General features: G+C 67.6%; 16 protein-coding genes. 5 read left to right on the top strand and 11 right to left on the bottom strand.

The window, feature by feature from the left end:
- Window positions 1-3: 3 nt before the first annotated feature.
- From VFQ05_06925 to VFQ05_06890, 8 genes are all read right to left on the bottom strand, one after another.
- The gene (locus VFQ05_06925; protein ID HET9326484.1) at window positions 4-2,760 is read right to left on the bottom strand and encodes a hypothetical protein; all 2,757 of its coding nucleotides are present in this window, start codon (window positions 2,758-2,760) and stop codon (window positions 4-6) included.
- Window positions 2,761-3,081: 321 nt separating this feature from the next.
- Window positions 3,082-4,158, bottom strand: a complete 1,077-nt coding sequence (locus VFQ05_06920; GenBank protein HET9326483.1) for a hypothetical protein — start codon at window positions 4,156-4,158, stop codon at window positions 3,082-3,084.
- A 101-nt stretch (window positions 4,159-4,259) separates the two neighbouring features.
- Window positions 4,260-4,631: a hypothetical protein gene (locus VFQ05_06915; GenBank protein HET9326482.1), complete on the bottom strand. Its 372-nt coding sequence runs from the start codon at window positions 4,629-4,631 to the stop codon at window positions 4,260-4,262.
- Between the two features lie 398 nt (window positions 4,632-5,029).
- The gene (locus VFQ05_06910; GenBank protein ID HET9326481.1) at window positions 5,030-6,421 is read right to left on the bottom strand and encodes a pseudouridine synthase; all 1,392 of its coding nucleotides are present in this window, start codon (window positions 6,419-6,421) and stop codon (window positions 5,030-5,032) included.
- 20 nt (window positions 6,422-6,441) lie between these two features.
- Complete coding sequence (gene scpB / locus VFQ05_06905) at window positions 6,442-7,158, bottom strand: SMC-Scp complex subunit ScpB (protein HET9326480.1); 717 nt, start codon at window positions 7,156-7,158, stop codon at window positions 6,442-6,444.
- Window positions 7,127-8,020: a segregation/condensation protein A gene (locus VFQ05_06900; GenBank protein ID HET9326479.1), complete on the bottom strand. Its 894-nt coding sequence runs from the start codon at window positions 8,018-8,020 to the stop codon at window positions 7,127-7,129. Before VFQ05_06900 ends, scpB begins: the two co-directional genes overlap by 32 nt.
- The gene (gene trpS / locus VFQ05_06895; protein ID HET9326478.1) at window positions 8,017-9,108 is read right to left on the bottom strand and encodes a tryptophan--tRNA ligase; all 1,092 of its coding nucleotides are present in this window, start codon (window positions 9,106-9,108) and stop codon (window positions 8,017-8,019) included. Before trpS ends, VFQ05_06900 begins: the two co-directional genes overlap by 4 nt.
- Window positions 9,105-9,713, bottom strand: coding sequence for a site-2 protease family protein (locus VFQ05_06890; GenBank protein ID HET9326477.1), 609 nt, complete (start codon window positions 9,711-9,713; stop codon window positions 9,105-9,107). Before VFQ05_06890 ends, trpS begins: the two co-directional genes overlap by 4 nt.
- Window positions 9,714-9,880: 167 nt before the next feature.
- On the opposite strand from VFQ05_06890, the gene VFQ05_06885 reads away from it, so the two are divergent.
- On the top strand, window positions 9,881-10,033 hold the full coding sequence (locus VFQ05_06885; protein HET9326476.1) for a hypothetical protein: 153 nt from the start codon (window positions 9,881-9,883) through the stop codon (window positions 10,031-10,033).
- Window positions 10,034-10,375, top strand: coding sequence for a peroxiredoxin (locus VFQ05_06880; protein HET9326475.1), 342 nt, complete (start codon window positions 10,034-10,036; stop codon window positions 10,373-10,375).
- A gap of 4 nt (window positions 10,376-10,379) precedes the next feature.
- Here VFQ05_06880 and VFQ05_06875 read toward each other — a convergent pair whose 3' ends face one another.
- Window positions 10,380-12,158 carry a SpoIIE family protein phosphatase gene (locus VFQ05_06875; protein HET9326474.1) on the bottom strand — a complete coding sequence of 593 codons (1,779 nt, stop codon included), beginning with the start codon at window positions 12,156-12,158 and terminating at the stop codon, window positions 10,380-10,382.
- A gap of 119 nt (window positions 12,159-12,277) precedes the next feature.
- On the opposite strand from VFQ05_06875, the gene VFQ05_06870 reads away from it, so the two are divergent.
- The gene (locus VFQ05_06870) at window positions 12,278-14,239 is read left to right on the top strand and encodes an ATPase, T2SS/T4P/T4SS family (GenBank protein ID HET9326473.1); all 1,962 of its coding nucleotides are present in this window, start codon (window positions 12,278-12,280) and stop codon (window positions 14,237-14,239) included.
- A gap of 3 nt (window positions 14,240-14,242) precedes the next feature.
- Here VFQ05_06870 and VFQ05_06865 read toward each other — a convergent pair whose 3' ends face one another.
- Window positions 14,243-14,809, bottom strand: a complete 567-nt coding sequence (locus VFQ05_06865) for a hypothetical protein (GenBank protein ID HET9326472.1) — start codon at window positions 14,807-14,809, stop codon at window positions 14,243-14,245.
- A 156-nt stretch (window positions 14,810-14,965) separates the two neighbouring features.
- Complete coding sequence (locus VFQ05_06860; protein HET9326471.1) at window positions 14,966-15,517, bottom strand: hypothetical protein; 552 nt, start codon at window positions 15,515-15,517, stop codon at window positions 14,966-14,968.
- Window positions 15,518-15,603: 86 nt separating this feature from the next.
- On the opposite strand from VFQ05_06860, the gene VFQ05_06855 reads away from it, so the two are divergent.
- Together VFQ05_06855 and VFQ05_06850 are read left to right on the top strand one after the other, a co-directional pair.
- Complete coding sequence (locus tag VFQ05_06855; protein ID HET9326470.1) at window positions 15,604-17,460, top strand: carbon starvation protein A; 1,857 nt, start codon at window positions 15,604-15,606, stop codon at window positions 17,458-17,460.
- Window positions 17,457-18,032: a TlpA disulfide reductase family protein gene (locus tag VFQ05_06850; protein ID HET9326469.1), complete on the top strand. Its 576-nt coding sequence runs from the start codon at window positions 17,457-17,459 to the stop codon at window positions 18,030-18,032. The genes VFQ05_06855 and VFQ05_06850 overlap by 4 nt, the downstream gene beginning before the upstream one ends.
- The last annotated feature ends 4 nt before the right edge of the window (window positions 18,033-18,036 follow it).

The following is an 18,036-nucleotide window of genomic DNA, read 5'->3' as shown; positions in this document are numbered from 1 at the left end:
GCACTAACGGATCACGACGAACCTTCCTCGCTGCACGCCTTCGTTGGAGTCGACCACGAAAACGTAGATGCCGCTCACCACGTCCTGTCCATTCCGCGAGATCAGGTCCCATCGAGCCTGGCCGTCATCCGGCGAGTCCTGCTGGCGGTTGTACCCGGGACGGGTCACGTTGTCCGGCCCCGTGACCGGGTTTCGAATCGAAGGGTTGACCGCGTCGTCCTCGTGGAGCTCCGCGACCAGATCCCCGGACACGGTGTAGATGCGGATCCTCCATTTGCCCTGTGGCAGGCCCATGAAGTCGATGTGCGTTCCGGTGGGATCGGTCGCGTTGGGTGTCAGGTCCCAGGCCGAGGGACGGGCGTCGATGCTCGTGAATCCGCGATACGGATTGGGCACCACCCATACCGACTTTCCGGACTTGGTCGAGCCCTGGGGGGCCACCTGGTCCGCCTCCACGGCGGTTCGGCGCCCGTAGAGCTCACCGCCTGACGACGAGTCTCCGGCCGTCACCGAATAGAAGTAGACGAAGCCGTTCTTCACCTCGCGGTCCAGATAGAGGTAGCGTCCCACCGGATATCGTGACTTCTTGATCGGAGGAACCCTGGAGATGTCCTGAACCTCCAGCGCCCATCCGCTGTCCTGCAGGCACTCTCCTCCGGGTCCGCGGACACAGTCGACCGCTTCGGGGCGCAGGATCACCCCGGTCTGACGATCCCAGAAGTCACCGTTGCGGAGGCAGATCTTCACGGTCGCCGTGTCCCGGCAGCCGCCACCCCGAAGCTCGAGCGGATCCGCGAGAGGATCGCTGCAGTGCGGATGCCCCGGCGGATAGTCGTGGCTGGGCACGAAGACCATCGGGCAGACCAGCGTGTCCGCGTTCGGATCGCGGGTCGAGTTGCTGTCGGCGTAGTCGAACAGGCGATACTCCGCCAGCAAGGCCCAATCCTCGTCGTTGGGACCCGCGGCGCCGACCGGACGCCGCCAGCCCGCCACCTTCCAGATCCGGTAGGAACGGAAGTCGAACTTCTTCACCTTCGGGTCTGCTGTGGTCTCGGCAACGTTGTCCCACGCCAGCGTCACCTGATTGTCCCCCGCCGGCCGCACACGGTCGGGATTGTCCGAGTAGTTGTGGGATGCCGCGACGTTCAGGTTCGGACTGGGTGGAGGCGATTCGGCGTTCCAGTGCCGCAGGTAATAACCCTGTCCGCTGGCCTCGTTCCACGCGCCGGTGCAGGGATCGCAGTCGAGGTCGAACCAGGTATAGGCATTGTCCGTGACCTGCTTGGACACCGCCTCGCGATCGGGGCAGACCTCGGTGATGACCGTGGGGGTCGAGCCCGCCGGGAGCTTGACCCCGGTCTCGCAACCGTGACAGTCGGGGACCTGCGCCTCGAAGCCCGGCAGCGGCGGCTCATAGACGCCTTCGTAGGCGATCTGCGCGGTGAAGGCGGTCTCGAGAGAGGGGTACTTCTCGAACAGATCGGACTCCGACTTCAAGCCCGCCTGGTAGCTCGCATAGTCGAGCGGATAATCCTGGAGGTCCACGAACCTGCCGCGATTCACGGCGATTCCGAGGGTGGCGCTGAACATGCCGCCATCGGGAATATCGAGGAAAGGACCGACCGAGAACCACGCCCGATAGTCGCCGGGCTGATCGCCTGGCGGGGCGCTGAGGAAACCCGTGGCTGGATCGATGTTCTGGCGGCTCGAGAGGAATTCGAAACGCTGCTGGTCGATGGTGGGGCCGCCGTTGCTCAGATACGGCGTCCCCTGAACGTACGAGCGGAACGCGCGGAATCCGACCCGGGCCGGCGCGCGGATACCGAGCGGATCGAGGGTGTGCCCGAAGAGCAGAAGCGAGACCACGCCCGGGGTTCGTCCCTCGTCGCCGTTGTCGTCGACCAGCGAGAAGCCGTTGATGCGAATCGCCTGCACCGGACAGAGAGTGTCCCTGGCTCCGCCGGGAAGCGTCACACTCTGGAAGCGCGGATCATCCGGCCCCACCGTCCGCCTGAACTCGCCGCTCGGGAAATAGGGAATGTCACGATCGTCCGAGAAGTAGGTCGAGATGGGCGTTGGCCCGGCATCCATGTCGACCAGGCCTCCGAAGTAGAGACTGTCGAGGCTATGGCCGGAGCGGTTGTAGACGTCCCACTGGATGACGTTGAAATCCATGAACCCGGGCACCGAGTAGGCCCAGGCCAGCTGCCGCACTTCGGTCACCAGCGGCACGTGGGCTTCGGCCGTGCTCGCCGCAAAGGCCGCCGGCGTGTCGTCGCGCATCACGCACGAGAACATCTGCTGACCCAGCGCGCCATAGTCCTCATCGATGCGGCTGTCGCCGTCGTTGTCACGGCCGTCGAGGAAGTCCTCGTCGATGCTCGGCTCGCCGGTGAATGGATTGAAGTCCCCGTCATCGTTCACCAGCCGGTTCCCGCTGATGATCCCGTCATAGGCGCGGTACATCCTGTCCTCGGGATCGGGAGTCGGGGGATTCCACTCGGGGATGTAGCTCATCCGCCGCATCGCGGTCGGATCGGTCGCGTTGGGGTTCACGCCGCCCACGCCCAGGAACATCGCGAAGAGATACTCGACTCCCGAAGCCCCAGGCCACTGTCCTGATGGATCACTCGACGTCACGAATGCGTTCCCGATGGTGCCGAAGTTGGTCACCTTCATCACCACGTTTCCAACCGTGAGGACGGCGCCGGGGCCGAAGACGTCGGGAAGTGCCGCCGGAGCTGCGGTGCGGCCTTTCATCCCTCCGCTGTTCGCTGGGCGATGCTGCCAGTACTCAGCCAGACTCCGGGTTGCTGCTTCATCGGCGGGATCCAAACGGCCACCATGAGCCGGCGACGCTGCCAGAAGCCCCAGCAGCGCCACTCGGCCCCACGCTCGGCGGGGTTCTATTTTCAATGGATCGCTCCCGAAACCCGGTCGGGTCACGAGACAGTGTGGTCAGAACACCCTGGGGAACGAGGAAGGCGCACGGGGTTCGAGGAGGGGCGGCCGGTCCCCGCGCTCCCTGGGTTCGGCCATCAGACGCCTAGCCAGGCGTCCGAGTCAAGAACAGAACAACCGTTACCAGGAAAACGAAGCCGAGACGAGGTGAGTCGGATCGAGATCCTGATCGCTCGGGAAGCCTTCGGTGTTCCCCGCGAGGAAACGGTGGAGCTGGGCGGCGTAGTCGACGCCGATGTGCTTGTAGCGCACGCCCGCGCCGAAGGCGAGATCCTTGCCGCTCACTCCCGAGCGCAGGGCGAGCGTGTTGCGATACCAGTACTCGACTCCGGTGCGAAGATCCGCCGTGACCGGTCCCAGCTCGATCTGGCTGTCGAGCGTCCGGTTCTCGAAGCCCCACGCCAGGTCGACGGCCCACGTCAGCGAATGGCGGTCGGCCGGAAAGAAGTGGAAGGCCGAGCCCATGTCGATGGTCGGCACCACCAGCTCGCGAGTGCCGTTGCTCCAGGACAAGTACGTGGTGGTGAGGTCGCGGGCCAGGATCCCGATCGTGATCGCGTCGGACGGCATGTACACCGCCCCCGCGTCGATGCCCATCCCGAACGAGGTGACGTGGTCGCCCGGAAGCGTATCGGGGATGCTCTGACGCACGAACTTGAAGGTGCCTCCGAACGCCCAGTGAGGCCCGCGATGGCGGGCGTACGAGAGGAGCAGCGCGAGGTCGCTGCTGCTCGCCTCGTAGAGCTCGATGTCGAGCAGCCGCTCGCCCGGATCCCACACGCCGTTCCCCTGCGTCCCGTTGGGGTCGATGGTGCCCTGGTCGTTGTCCGTGCCGTAGTCCCAGAAGTCGATATTGGGCCGCAGACCTCCGGGGCGAGGCGTGACCGGAATGTCGTCCACCGCGAGCCGAATCAGGCCCACGCCGAGGGCTTGCTGCTTGCCCTTCTCGCCGCCCAGGGGAAAGACCGCGCCCAGGTAGTCATGATTGATCAGGCTGCCGAACTGCTCGGAGTGCATCGGGAGCACTTCCCGGTACGGCAGGTAGATCAGCCCGGCGGGATTCCAGAAAGGCGCCGTCGCGTCGTCGGCGACCGCGACGAAGGCGCTCCCCATGCCGATCGCGCGCGCTCCGACCGGGACCTTCAGGAACTCGCCCGCGTACTTGGTCGCATGGGCCGACGCTGCCATGGCTGCCATGGAAAGCGCCGAAAGGATCGCGCAGAGAGCGCGTCGTCGCATGTGCGGGAGCCTCGAACGGCCAGATGAAATGGGGCCAGCGAGCCTAGGCCCGCGCCGATTCAGATGTCAAACGGCCGAGGGGTCGGCTCCCACTCGGGCATACTGGCCTGCCCGAGTGGGCGTGCGATGCGCCACTGTCCACGCAGCCGCACCAGCTCATCCCCCGTCCGGAAGCTTCTCTCCTGATCGAGCCCGCGCGGGACGTAGCGCACCTCGTAGCTCACGAGCATGCGCCCTCCCGTGACGGGCAGGGATCGGAACTCGGCGAGGGTGATGCGGTCCGTCGGAGGAAGGAACCAGAGCTGTCCGGGCACCGGCAGATCGTGGCGTCCTTCGACGAAGCACTCCCATACCCCGTCCGCGTCCCCCACCCTCAGCGCTTCCCAGAAGGTGGCGAGCGTCGCGCTGGGAGAAACGAAGCGGGAATCCACGCGACACTCTTCGCCTTGACCGAGAAGACTGAAGGCTCCGAGCCCGAGGAGGACCAGGAGCCGAAGCTTCGGACGGCGCCGAGCTTGGGTCCTGGCCACCGGGTCGTGTGCTTCTACCCCGGTACTGGCTTCGCATGTCCCGTCAAACGTCTCGGGAGCTTCTGCGGGCTGGGTGTGATTCGAAGGTGCGGGAGAGACCGAGTCGGGAGATTGCTGCAAGAGAGGCTGGACCTCGAATGACGTGACGGTGAGTCCGACATCCCTGCCGGTCGAGCGACGCCCTTCCTTGAAGCTTCCTGCCGCACGAATCGTTCCGCGGCAAAGGCATCGGGCGCGACTTCGCAAATAAGTCTAGGAACGGCCTCGAAGCATTTCAATTACAATATTTTAGGCGGCCATCACCCGCGGCCTGCCCGAGGCCTTCGAGGCCCCCCCGGGCGCCTTGGTGAGCCCCCGGACCCAGGGCGTCCCGCTCTTTGACCCATCGGGCGACCGCGCTTGCTTCGAGGTTGCCGCTCGCCACGTGGCCGATCGAAGGTCCGTCCGCCACCCGGGCGATCGGAGGTGCGCCCCCGGCGTGGTCGCTCGAAGGTCCGCTCGCCACGCGGCCGATCGGAGGTGCGCCCGCGACGCGGCTGCTCGAAGGTCCGCTCGCCACGTGCCCGATCGGAGGTGCGCCCGCGACGCGGCTGCTCGAAGGTCCGCTCGCCACGTGCCCGATCGGAGGTGCGCCCGCGACGCGGCTGATCGAAGGTCCGCTCGCCACGTGGCCGATCGAAGGTGCGCTCGCGACGGGGCCGCTCGAAGGTCCGCTCGCCACGTGGCCGATCAGAGGTGCGCCCGCGACGCGGCTGATCGAAGGTGGGCTCACGACGTGGCCGGGCGGAGGTGCGCCCCGCCCGTGGCCGATCGAAGGTCCGCTCGCCACGCGGCCGATCGGAGGTGCGCCCCCCACGTGGCCGGGCGGAAGGGTGCTCGCGACGGGGCTGTTCGAAGGTGCGCTCGCGACGGGGCCGCTTTGGCACCGGCGGACGGCTCCGCTCGCCGCTTGGCGCCGGGCCGTGGAAACGACGCGGTGCCACGCCGCCCGGCCGCGCGGCCATCGCCTTCAGCTTCCGCACCTCCCCTTCGGACAGCGGGCGCAACGCGCCGCGCGGCAGGGTGCCGATTTGCAGCGGGCCGTACCCATAGCGATGCAGCGCCTTGACGCCGAGTCCCACGGCTTCGCACATGCGCCGCACCTGGCGGTAGCGCCCTTCGTGGATCCGGATGTCGACCATGGGCCGCTCGCGCTGGGAGCGCGCCAGCCGCACGTCGGCCGGTCCGGTGCGCACGCCGGGCTCGAGCGTCACGCCTTCGCGCATGCGCCTCAGCTGAGCCGAGTCGGGGACTTCGTCCACCAGGACGCGGTAGCGCTTCTCCACTCCGTAGCGCGGGTGCATGAGCTTGTGCGCCAGCTCGCCGTCGTTGGTGACGAGCAAGAGCCCGCTCGTGTCCGCATCCAGCCGGCCCACCGGAAAGAGCCTCGGACCAGGCGGGAGCAGGTCGCGCACGGTGGCGCGGCCTTCCGGATCGTGGAGCGTCGTGATCATCCCCACCGGCTTGTGGATCAGGAAGTAGCGCAATGCGCTCCTGCCGGGGAGCGGACGGCCGCGCACCATCACCCGGTCGCGCTCGGGCTCGACGCGACGCCCCGGCTCGCGGACGACGGCGCCGTTCACCCGCACCACGCCCGATTCGATCAGCGTGTCGCAGGCACGCCGCGATCCGATCCCGCGTCCCGCGAGCAGCTTGTTGAGACGGATGCCGCTCAGACTTTTTCCTGCTCGGCCGGCTCGGACTCTTCGGACTCATCGGCCGAGGGCTCATCGAATTCCTCGGCTTCCTCCGCCATCTCACCCTCGTCGCTCGCGTCAACGGTCGCCGCGCCTTCGGGCAGCGTCTCGGCGAGATCGGCGGGCACTTGCAGCTCGATCATGTCCATCTGCTCCGGCTCGCGGGCCGCCACGAGCGCTCGCAGCTCCTCGGGCCGCGGCAGCTCGGTGAGATCCTTGAGACCGAAGTAGTCGAGGAACTCGGAGGTGCTGCCGTAGAGGAGCGGCCGGCCCACCACCTTCGATCGCCCGCGAATCGTGATCAGATTGCGCTCGAGCAGCGTGGCCAGCACGGCGCTCGAGTCCACGCCGCGAATGGCCTCGACCTCGGCCTTCGTCACCGGCTGCTTGTACGCCACGATCGCCATGGTCTCGAGCGCGGCCCGCGACAGACGCACGCGCTTGCGGCCGCGCAGCAGCCGTCCCACCCACTCGGCATGCTCGGGGGCGGTGACCAGCAGATGGCCGCCCGCGATCTCGCGCAGCTCCACGCCGGCACCGCGAACGCGATAGTCGGCATCCAGCTCGAGGAGCTCGCGGGCGACGTCTTCGGAGGCGGCGTCGAGCGACTCGGCGAGCAGCGAGAGCGACAGCGGCTCGTCGGACGAGAACAGCAGCGCCTCAAGCGCCGCTTTGAGATTCGACGGTGGCATGGGGCGGACTCCCTTCAGGGTCGCGGTGCACGATCGTGATGTCGTCGAACGCCTCGGTCTGGATCACCGTCACCTGCCCGAGCTTGATGAGCTCGAGCAAGGCGACGAACGTCACGACCATCTCCGCGCGGGCGCGGCAGCGCAGGAGCAGCGCCGAGAACATCACGGTCCCGTCCTCGGCGACCGCTCGCGCGATCTCGGACATCTTCTCCTCGACGTCGAACACCTCGGTCCGCACTTCGTAGACGGCCGGCTCGGGTATTCGCGCGATCACGCGGTGGAAGGCGTCCATGAGGTCGAACAACGACGCCGGGGCCAGCGGCAGAGGACCGGCGTCTTCCTCGGACGGCAGCAGCCCGCGCTCGTACAACAGGCGCCGCTCGTCCTCGCGCAATCGCAGCGTCGAGGCGGCCTCCTTGTACTGCCGGTACTCGAGCAGCCGCTGCACCAGCTCCTCGCGCGGATCGCCTTCGTCCTCTTCCTCGTCCGCGCGCGGCGCGGGAAGCAGCATCTTGGCCTTGATCCGCATCAGCGTGGCGGCCATGACCAGGAACTCGCCGGCGACTTCGAGGTCGAGCGCCCGCATCAGCTCCAGGTAAGCCAGGTACTGCTGGGTGATGCGAGCGATCGGGATGTCGTAGATGTCGATCTCGTCCCGCTTGATGAGATGGAGCAGCAGATCGAGAGGCCCCTCGAACCGCTCGAGCTTGACCACCACCGGCGCGCTCCCGCGGACGCGCACCGGCAGTCCCGCCGGAGGACCCGGAGCCGCCATCGGCGGCGCGGTTGCGGCCGCGGTTTCCTGCGCCGCTTCCGGCGTCTGCGGAGTCTCCGCCGCGGCAGGCGTCTCGCGCTCGCTCACGATCGCACCTCGGCCCCGCGCTTGAGTCCCATGGCCGCGCGCACCTCCTCGAGCGTGGCCGTGGCCACTTCGCGGGCCCGGCGATTGCCGTCGGCGATCACGTCGCGCACCGCGTCGGGATCCCGGGCCCAGCGCTCGCGCCGCTCGCGGATGGGCGCCAGCGCATCGGCCAGGATCTTCGAGAGGTTCCTCTTGTTGGGCACGCAGGCCAGCTCTCCCGCGCGACACAGGCGGCCCACCTCGTCGGCCCCGGTGGGATTGAACTTGCGATGGTATTCGAACACCACGCATCCCGGATGAACCGGTCGCCCGTCCGCGTCGAGCTCGCTGAGGTCGGGCTCTGGCCTTCCGGGATCGTTGGCGCGGATCTTCTTGGGGTCGGTGTAGGCCTGCTTCACCTTGGCGGCGATCGCGTCGGGAGAGTCGGCGAGCATGATGGTGTTGCCGACCGACTTGCTCATGCGCCCGCCATCCACGCCCCGCAGCCGCGCGAAGGGCGTGAGCATGGCATCGGGCTCGGGGAACACCGGCGAGCGATCACGGCAATAGACATGGTTGAAGCGTCGCGCGATCTCGCGCGTCAGCTCGACGTGAGGCACCTGGTCCTCCCCCACCGGCACGTGCGTGGCCTGGTAGAGCAGGATGTCGGCGGCCTGGAGGACCGAGTAGCCGAGATGACCGTAGGAGATGGTCGCCTCGTCGAGATGCAGGTCGCGGATCTGCTCCTTGAGAGTCGGGATCCGCTCGAGGCGCGCCTTGCTCACCAGCATCGAGAACAGCAGATGGAGCTCGGCGTGCTCCTTCACGTCCGACTGGATGAAGATCACGCTGCGCTTGGGGTCGAGACCGGCGCCGAGCCAGTCCACCACCATGTCGTCGATGTCCGCCTGCAGACGGGCCGTGGCCTCGTAGCCGGTGGTGAGCATGTGCCAGTCCGCCACCATGTGGAAGTTGGTCCAGCCTTCGTCCTGCAGGCGCACCCAGTTCTCGAGCGCCCCGACATAGTTGCCGAGATGGAGCCTGCCAGTCGGTCTCATCCCCGAGAGGATGCGGCGCGGGAACGGGCGCGGCGGCGCGGAAGCGCTCAATGTCGCATTCCGTCCGGAGTCAGGCCGAAGAGGCGAAAACACATCCCGACCGCCCCGTGAAGCGAGGCCTCGAACAGCCAGCGCGAAGGCGGCAGCGCGGCGATCGCCACCGTCAGCGCGAGCGCGAAGCGACGAAAGTGATGGAGCGCGATGATGTGGCGGAGCTTCAGAAAGTGCTTGAGGCAGAAGGCGCCGTCGAGCGGCGGGATCGGAATCAGATTGAAGAGAGCCAGCGCGCAGTTCCAGGCCACCCCCGCCACCATCATGGCCCGCGCGAAGTCCCACAAGCCTCCTTCCGGCAGCAGGCGAGCCACCGCGGCGAATCCGATGGCGAGCAACAGGTTGGCGAGCGGCCCGGCGGCCGCGACGCGGAGCGTGTCACGGCGCGGATGGCGAAGCCTCGCATGATCCACCGGTGCTGACTTCGCCCAGGCGAAGAGCAGCGGCGAAGCGGTCGCGATGAGCGCGAGCGGCACCACGATCGAGCCCCAGAGATCGAGATGTGGCCGCGGATTGGCGGTCAGACTCCCCTGATCGCGTGCGGTCGGATCTCCAAGCGCCAGCGCCATGCCGCCATGAGCGCACTCGTGCGCCACCAGGCTCATGACACACACCGAAAGAGACGCGATGGATTCGACACCGACGTGCATTTCAGCCGCTCCAGACGTGGTTCAACTTCGCTCGCGGCAGACTATCGGCTGACTCGGAGAGGGTCAAGCCTCGCAGCTCGTGACATTTGCCGTGTCTCTCTTGACCCCACCATAATCGCGAAGTGTTCAGGCATCCCCTGCAGGATCTGATCGATCGTCCGGTCCCGGATTTGACGCTTCCCGCGAGCGACGGCTCCGAGTTCAACTTCCGCCAATACGTGGGTCAGGGTCCGCTCGTGCTGTTCTTCTACCTCTTGAACGGCACCCCGGGCTGACTGCGGGAGCTTCGCGAGTTTCGCGAGGCCTATCCGGACTACGTCGCCTCCGGCGTCGAGGTGGCGGGGGTGAGCACCGACTCGCTCGAGAGCCATGCGAAGTGGTCGGAGCGGCTCGAGCTGCCCTACCGGCTGCTGTCGGACCCGGAGCGCAAAGCCGGAAACGCGCTGGACCTCATGCGAAAGTTCAAGGTCGGCGATTGGGGGATCGAGCTCTTCCGGCGATCGACCTTGCTGATCGACAAGCAAGGCCTGATCACGGCGGCCTGGGGGAAGGTGCGGATCCGCGGACACGCCTCTCAGGTGTTGACGGCGGCGCGGATGCTCCAGCGTCTCGACTGAACGCCTAGTCGAGCTTGCCCTTCACGACCATCAGCGTGAGGTCGTCGTTCTGCCCGCGCTCCCCCACCCACTCGAGCACTTCGTCGACCACCGCCTCGAGGATCTCGGCGGCCGACCGCTCACGCAAGCTCGAGACCAGCTGCTCGAGACGCCACTGCCCGAACTGCTCGCCGCTCGGGGACTCGGCTTCCGTAGCGCCGTCGGTGTAGAGCAGCAGCACATCGCCGGGGTGGACGGCGATCGGACGCTCCTCGTAGACCGCGTCCGGCAGCACGCCCAGCGCCACACCGCCTTCCACCAGCTGCTCGATCGTGCCATCGGCCCGCGCCAGGATCGGCGGATTGTGGCCGGCATTGGAGAAGATCAGGACGCGGTTCTTGTAATCGAGCACGCCATAGAAGGCGGTGACGAACTTGTCGCGCTCGATGCTCTCGTGCAGCAGCGTGTTCACCTTGCGCATCACGGCGCGGATCGCGAAGTCATTGCGGATCTCCGCGAGCAGGCTCATGCGGAACCCCGCCATCAGCAACCCCGCCGGGATCCCCTTGCCCGACACGTCGGCGATCGCGAGCCCGAGCCGTGAGTCGGACACCGGGATGAAGTCGTAGTAGTCGCCCCCCACCTCGGTGTGGGGCAGGGCCGCCCCTGCCAGCTCGAAGCCCGGGATCTGCGGCGCCCGCTTGGGCAGGAACGAGAGCTGGATGTCGCGCGCGATCGCCAGCTCCTTCTCGAGGCGACGGCGCTCGAGCAGCTCGCGGGTCAGCCGTGCGCGCTCGATGGCCACCGCCGCGTGGGAGGCGAAGGCCGTGAGCAGCTCGAGATGGTTCTCGTGGAAGAAGTCCTCGAGGTCGTTCTCGAGGTTGAAGACGCCGATGGTGCGGCCTTCGACCATGAGCGGGGCGGCGAGCTCGCTGCGCGTCGCCGGCCGCGCGGCGACGTAGCGCGCATCGTGCCTCACGTCGGGAACGATGACCGCCTCGCCGGTCTTGGCCACCCACCCCACGAGACCCACGCCCACGCCGAGATGGAACGCTTCGTCCGATCCTTCGGGGTAGCCGACGTCGCTCACCTGCTCGAGCGCCAGCGTCTTGGGATTGACGAGGTAGATGGCCGCGGCGTCGTAAGGCACCACCTGGCGAAGCGACCGGAAGATGGCCTCGAACACCTCGTCGATGTCGAGCGTGGCCGAAAGGACCTTCGTGACCTCGAAGAGCACGTCCTTCTCGAGCGCCTTGCGCTCGAGCTCGACGGTGAGCAGCGCGTTGTCGAGCGCCACCGACAGATGGTGGGCCTCCTCTTCCAGCCGCTCCAGGTCGTCATCGTCGAACGGCAGGCCGTCGCGGCGGTCGATGCACTCGAGCGCGGCGAAGGCTTCGCCGCGGCGTCTGAGCGGCACGACCACCGCCGAGCGGAACCGCGGGGGCTCCCCCAGGAATCCCGGCGGCAGCTCGCCGGATCCGAGCCGCACGGCACGTCCGCGCGACACCACCCACCCGGCCAGGCCTTCATGCGAGGCCAGCCGGTGCTCGATGGGCTTCGCCTGCTCGCTTTCCGGAAAGTCGCGCGCCACCAGGCGGCGGCCTCCGCGCCGCAGCACCCAGATGCGCGCGACCTCGCAGCGCACCAGCTCGCGGGCATGACGGCTCGCGGCCCGCACCAGGTCGTTGAAGCGGGACGAGGTCGGGCGATCGGCCAGCGTGGCCAGAATGGAATGGAGGTCTTCCGCGGACTCTGCCGGCGGCGGGACCTCCGTGGCGCCGGGAGCGGAGGTCGAGTCGGACACAGCCGCACGCTAGCACGGCCGCTTCGAGCCCCACAAGAAGCCCCCCCGCGCGATCGAAACCGCCCTGGATCGGCGCGCGCCTCCGGCCGATAACTCCGGAGTCCCCACTGGGAGTGCCCATGGCCAAGCCTCACAAGCGCCTCGGCGACATGCTGATCGAGGCCAACGTCATCACGCCGCAGGATTTGACCGACGCGATCGCGGAGCAGCGCCGCTCGGGTGAGCTGCTCGGCGCCACGCTGGTGCGGCTCGGAATCCTCGCCGAAGCCACGCTGATGAAGACTCTGCAGGAGCAGCTCGGCCTTCCGCTCCTCGACCTCAACGAAGAATCCGCCGACGAGCAGGCGCTCACGCTGATCCGCGAGGAGCTGGCGCGGAAGTACGCGGCGCTGCCGATCCGGGTCGAAGGCCGCTCCACGCTGGTCGTGGCGATGGCCGATCCGCTCAACGTGGCGGCGCTCGAGGACCTGCGCTTCCACAGCGGCATGTTCATCCAGCCGGTGCTGGCCATGCCTTCGGCGATCGCCGAGTCGATCGAGCGCTATTACCACATCGATCGCTCGATGAACGAGGTCATCAACAACATCATCAGCGCCGAAGAGGACGTCGAGATCGCCACCATCCGCGATGTCGACCGGGCCGAGGCGATCGACGAGCTGATCCGCGAAGCCGAAGGCCGCCCGATCGTGCGGCTCACCAACTGGCTGCTGCACCGCTCCGCCGAGGAGCGCGCCAGCGACATCCATATCGAGCCGCAGGATCGCCACCTGCTGGTGCGCTTCCGGATCGACGGACTGCTGCACGAAATCCAGAAGCTCCCCAAATGGACCCAGGGGGCGATCGTGTCCCGCATCAAGGTGCTCTCGAATCTCGACATCGCCGAGAAGCGCCAGCCCCAGGACGGCCGTCTGGTGGTCGAGATCCGCGGCCATCGCGTGGACATGCGCGTGTCGACGCTGCCGACCACGCACGGCGAGAAGGTCGTGATTCGAGTGGTCGACCAGAAGCAGGCCGGCATGGATCTCGGCGACATCGGCTTCCTCGCCGACGACGAGACGAACGTGAAGCGATTCCTCGATCGGCCGCAAGGCATCCTGCTCGTCACCGGGCCGACGGGGTCGGGCAAGAGCACCCTGCTCTATGCGGCGTTGCGCCACATCCAGCACGAGACCAAGAACATCGTGACGGTCGAGGATCCGGTGGAGTTCCAGATCGCGGGGATCAATCAGGTCCAGGTCGACGAAAAAGCCAAGAAGTCCTTCCCCATCGCGCTGCGCGCCATCCTGCGGCAGGATCCGGACGTGATCATGGTCGGCGAGATCCGCGACAAAGAGACCGCGCAGATCGCCTTCCGCGCCTCGGTGACCGGCCATCTGGTGCTCACGACGGTGCACACCAACGACGCGGCCAGCGCGGTCACGCGGCTCATCGATCTCGGCCTCGAGCCCTTCATGGTGGCTTCTTCCCTGATCGGCGTGGTCAGCATGCGCCTGGTCCGCACGCTGTGCCCGCGCTGCAAGGAGGCCTACGAGGTCAACGCCTCCAACCTGAGCCGGCTCGGCGTCCGCGAGATCGCCGAAGGCTCGGTCACGCTGACGCGCGGCCGCGGCTGCTCCCACTGTCGCCAGACGGGTTACCACGGCCGGACCGGCATCTTCGAGGTGCTGCACGTCGACGACACCGTGCGCGGCCTGGTCTCCGCGTCCGCGCCCGACAGCGCGATCCGGCAGGCCGCCGTCGAAGCCGGCATGCGGACCATCGGCGAGGACGGGCTGCAAAAGGTGCTGAGCGGAAAGACCACGCTCGAGGAAGTGACGCGCGTGGTCTATCTCGCCGAGACCGGCGTGAAGATGTGCCCCTCGTGCAATGACGTGCTCGCCCAGGAATTCGACTACTGCCCGAGCTGCGGGGAGTACGTCGGCGAGCACTGCCGGCATTGCCGCCGCCGCATGGATCCCAAGTGGACCTTCTGCCCCTACTGCGGGGAGTCGGACGGCGAGGACGTCACCGGCGAGGCGGCCGCGAGCGGAGCGCCGCCCAACGAGCGCCGGATCCGCAGCAAGCTCAAGCGCGCGAGCTGAGCTTCAGAGCATCCAGAAACCGGCGCCAAGCACTGTCAAAACAACCGCGGCCGTCGCGATCGCCCCCATGATCAGTAGAGCGATCGCCATGTTGCCCGTGGCCGCCTCCGCCGTCACGAGGTCCACCGATCGGACCTCGTGGATGGCAAACGCGACCTCCTGCGAAGTCGCTTTCTTCTCCATACCTCGGGATGGCGTGCTGCGAAAGATCACGCGGTCATCGGATCGGTGCATTGTTCCTTTGAAAGACACCTGTCGACCGTCGCGGAGGGTGTAGCTCCCGATCGAAATCCCTGAGGTGCGCAGCGGATAGCTCTTGCGCTCGTAGTAGGCGCGCTCGGTTCCGATCTCGGGCGCAGGCCGGTAGACCACCAGCGTATCGCCCACGAACTCTCCCCAACCCCTGGCGCCGTCCGGCACATGAGACTCCGGGAGCAGAAAGATCCGGTTCTCTCCGACCAGTGGTCTCGAGCCTTCCTCGCTCCGGAACGCGATGCGATCTTTGCCGGTCGCACAGCCGGCGAGAAGCAGCCAGGCCGTCACCAGGATCACTCGGGGCGTGGCATTCATGATCAGCAGCCTCCTCCAGGATGCTCGCACGCCACTCGGCCTGCCGTTGTCGAGCCGGTGAAGGCGCTAGACTACGCCACAAAGGGTGGCGCCCCCAGCGGAGCGCCGCCCAACGAGCGCCGGATCCGCAGCAAGCTCAAGCGCGCGAGCTAAGGCTCAGAACAGCGGCTCGCTCATCGCCGATTTGAAGGCGAGGCCGAGGGCGGTGAGGATGATCAGCATGACCCCGCTGATCATGATCACGGTCTTGCCCGCGTCGGGAAGCAATGCATCCACCGCCCGGACCTCGCTCATCGCGAGGGACACCTCGGTCGTCGGCTCGACCTTCTCCATGCTGCGCGCCGACTGGATCCGGTGGAAGACCAGCCGATCACCTTCCCGCCGCACGGTGCCGTTGAAGCGCAGGTGACGGCCGTCGGTGAGCGTGTAGCCACCGACCTGGATTCCCGACCGTCCCACCCGGTAGACGTCCCGGCGGTAAGCGCTCGCTCCTCCCTGCTGCTCGACCGGCCGATAGACCACGAACGAGTCGCCGGTGAACTGGCCGAAGCCGCGGGCGCCCATGGGCACCGAGGTTTCGCTCAGCAGGAAGATTCGGGTCTCGCCCTCCACGGGACGCGCGTCGGCCTCGGTCCTGAGCGCGACCGGAACGCGCGCGCTCGCGCAACCCGTGATCGCCAAGCAGATGAGAATGAAGCCAGCTCTCAAGCTCCCTCCCTCGGCGGCGTTGTGGACGATCGCGCCGCCCTCATACACTATCGGCGCTTCGTCCGTTCCCTTGATCCGGAGTCTGGATGCCCGCTCTCTACCTGGTCGTCGTCTCGGCCCTGGTCGCTGTGATCGCCTACCGCACGTACGGGGCGTTCCTGGCCGCCAAAGTGGCCACGCTCGATGACTTGCGCCGCACCCCGGCCCACACCCATCGGGACGGCCATGACTTCGTGCCCACCCACCCGGTGGTCCTGTTCGGGCACCACTTCGCGGCGATCGCCGGCGCGGGGCCGCTGATCGGACCGGTGCTCGCCGCGCAGTTCGGCTACTTCCCGGGGTTCCTGTGGCTCCTGGTCGGCTCGGTGCTGGCGGGCGGGGTGCACGACTTCGTCATCCTCATGGCGTCGGTGCGGCGCGGCGGCCGCTCGCTGGCCAACATCGCGCGCGAGGAGGTGAGCCCGCTCACCGGCGCGGCGACCGCGGTGGCGATCGTGTTCGTCATGGTGGTGGCGCTCGCGGCCATGGCGCTGGTGGTGACCAACGCGCTGCGCGACAGCGCCTGGGGCGTGGTCAGCATCGTCCTCACCATTCCGATCGCGCTCGGCATGGGGATCTGGTCCTACAAGATCCGCCCAGGCTCGGTGCGTACCGTCACGGCGATCGGCGTCGTGCTGTTGCTGGGCTCGGTGGCCGCGGGCGCGTGGGTGCAGAATGCTCCGTTCCGCGGCTGGTTCGTGTACCCGCAACACGGCATCGCGATCGGGATCATGGCCTACGGCTTCATCGCCTCGGTGCTCCCGGTGTGGCTCCTCTTGTGCCCGCGCGACTACCTCTCGAGCTTCATGAAGATCGGAGCGGTCGTCCTGCTGGCGCTCGGCGTGATCGTGGTGAATCCGCGCCTGCAGATGCCCGCCTTCACCCCGTTCATCCATGGCGGCGGCCCGGTCTTTCCGGGAACGCTCTTTCCCTTCGTCTTCATCACCATCGCCTGCGGCGCGATCTCGGGGTTCCATTCCCTCATCGCCTCGGGAACCACGCCCAAGATGATCGACCGCGAGCGCCACATCCTCCCCATCTCCTACGGCGCGATGGTGCTCGAAGGCTTCGTCGGGGTCATGGCCCTGATCGCCGCCTGCGCGCTCCATCCGTCGGACTACTTCGCGATCAACGCGCGGCCCGAGGTGTTCGCGCAGCTCGGCATGGCGGTGCAGAATCTCCCCGAGCTCGAACGGCAGGTCGGCGAGAGCCTCGCCGGACGCCCGGGCGGAGCGGTCTCGCTCGCCGTCGGCATGGCCCAGATCTTCGCCTCGCTGCCTTTCCTCAAGGGCTTGATGGGCTTCTGGTACCACTTCGCCATCATGTTCGAGGCGATGTTCGTGCTCACGCTGATCGACACCGGCACGCGAGTCACTCGCTACATGCTGCAGGAGGTGGGCGGCATGGTCATGCCCGCGCTACGCCAGTGGAAGGGCCTGGCGCCGGCGTTGCTGTTCAGCGCGCTCGCCACCGCGGGCTGGGGCTATTTCGTGTGGACCGGGACGGTGAGCACCATCTGGCCCATGCTGGGGGTGGCGAACCAGCTGCTCGCGGCGTTCGCGCTCGCCATCGGGACCTCGGTGCTGATCAACATGGGCAAGGCCCGCTACGCCTGGTGCACGCTCGCTCCGCTCGCCTTCATGTGCGTGAATACGCTCACCGCCGGCTGGCTCAATCTGAGCGTCAACTACCTGCGGCCCCAGCTCGCGGCCGGAGCGCCGTCGATCTGGGCGGCATTCGTCCAGGCTCCCGCTCCCGCCAAGCTGCAGAGCGTCATGACCCTGATCATCATGGCCCTGCTGGTGATCGTGATCGTGGACAGCCTCGTCCAGTGGGCTCGCGCCGTGCGCCGGGGGGAGAAGGCCGAAGCGCCGGAACCCGCTGAGGCGATGGCGTCGTCATGAGAGCCCGCATCGCGATCCCGTTGATCGCGGTGGTGGGGCTGGCGATGTGGGTGTGGCGCGCCGAGCTGTTCACCGTCGCCCGCCCCGGCGACGCCCCTCGCCCATTGATCGCGCGCCCCGATGCCGAGCGCACGAAAGCCGCCTTCGACGTCGTGCTGCCCGCGGTCCCCGCGGGCATGCACCGCTTGCACGCGGGAGAGGAAGTGCTGCTCATCCACTACTGGGCGCCCTGGGAGCGCCACTCACGCGAGCAGGCCCGGGATCTCGACTCCTTGCGGCGCGAGCCCTCGCTCGAGGGCCTGCGCGTGGTGATCGCGTGCAGCGATCCCTTTCCCTCGGTGGCTCGCTACGTGGCCCGCCAGCGCCTGCGACTTCCCGTGCTGCTGGACGGCCCGGGCGAGCTGCGCCGGGCGCTTCCGTGCCCGAGCATCCCCTATACCTACGTGCTCGACCGCTCGGGCCGCATCGCCGTCGCCCAGGCGGGCGAGGTGGACTGGTGGGACCCTCGGACGCTGGCCACCATGAAAACGCTGCTCGCCGAGGAACCTCCAAAGCCCACCACGCCCGCCTGACGCC

This window comes from Candidatus Eisenbacteria bacterium (assembly GCA_035712145.1).
In the GTDB taxonomy this organism is placed as follows: domain Bacteria; phylum Eisenbacteria; class RBG-16-71-46; order RBG-16-71-46; family RBG-16-71-46; genus DASTBI01.
The sequence above is the reverse complement of the archived record's forward strand: the minus strand, read 5'-3'. Positions and strand labels throughout refer to the sequence as shown.

What these genes read in the sequence shown, in the direction of transcription:
- VFQ05_06865 (HET9326472.1), bottom strand. Translation starts at nt 14,809, where the DNA reads ATGAATGCCACGCCCCGAGTGATCCTGGTGACGGCCTGGCTGCTTCTC.
- VFQ05_06890 (HET9326477.1), bottom strand. Translation starts at nt 9,713, where the DNA reads ATGAGCCTGGTGGCGCACGAGTGCGCTCATGGCGGCATGGCGCTGGCG.
- VFQ05_06870 (HET9326473.1), top strand. Translation starts at nt 12,278, where the DNA reads ATGGCCAAGCCTCACAAGCGCCTCGGCGACATGCTGATCGAGGCCAAC.
- VFQ05_06925 (HET9326484.1), bottom strand. Translation starts at nt 2,760, where the DNA reads ATGAAAGGCCGCACCGCAGCTCCGGCGGCACTTCCCGACGTCTTCGGC.
- VFQ05_06850 (HET9326469.1), top strand. Translation starts at nt 17,457, where the DNA reads ATGAGAGCCCGCATCGCGATCCCGTTGATCGCGGTGGTGGGGCTGGCG.
- VFQ05_06855 (HET9326470.1), top strand. Translation starts at nt 15,604, where the DNA reads ATGCCCGCTCTCTACCTGGTCGTCGTCTCGGCCCTGGTCGCTGTGATC.
- VFQ05_06920 (HET9326483.1), bottom strand. Translation starts at nt 4,158, where the DNA reads ATGGCAGCCATGGCAGCGTCGGCCCATGCGACCAAGTACGCGGGCGAG.
- scpB (HET9326480.1), bottom strand. Translation starts at nt 7,158, where the DNA reads ATGCCACCGTCGAATCTCAAAGCGGCGCTTGAGGCGCTGCTGTTCTCG.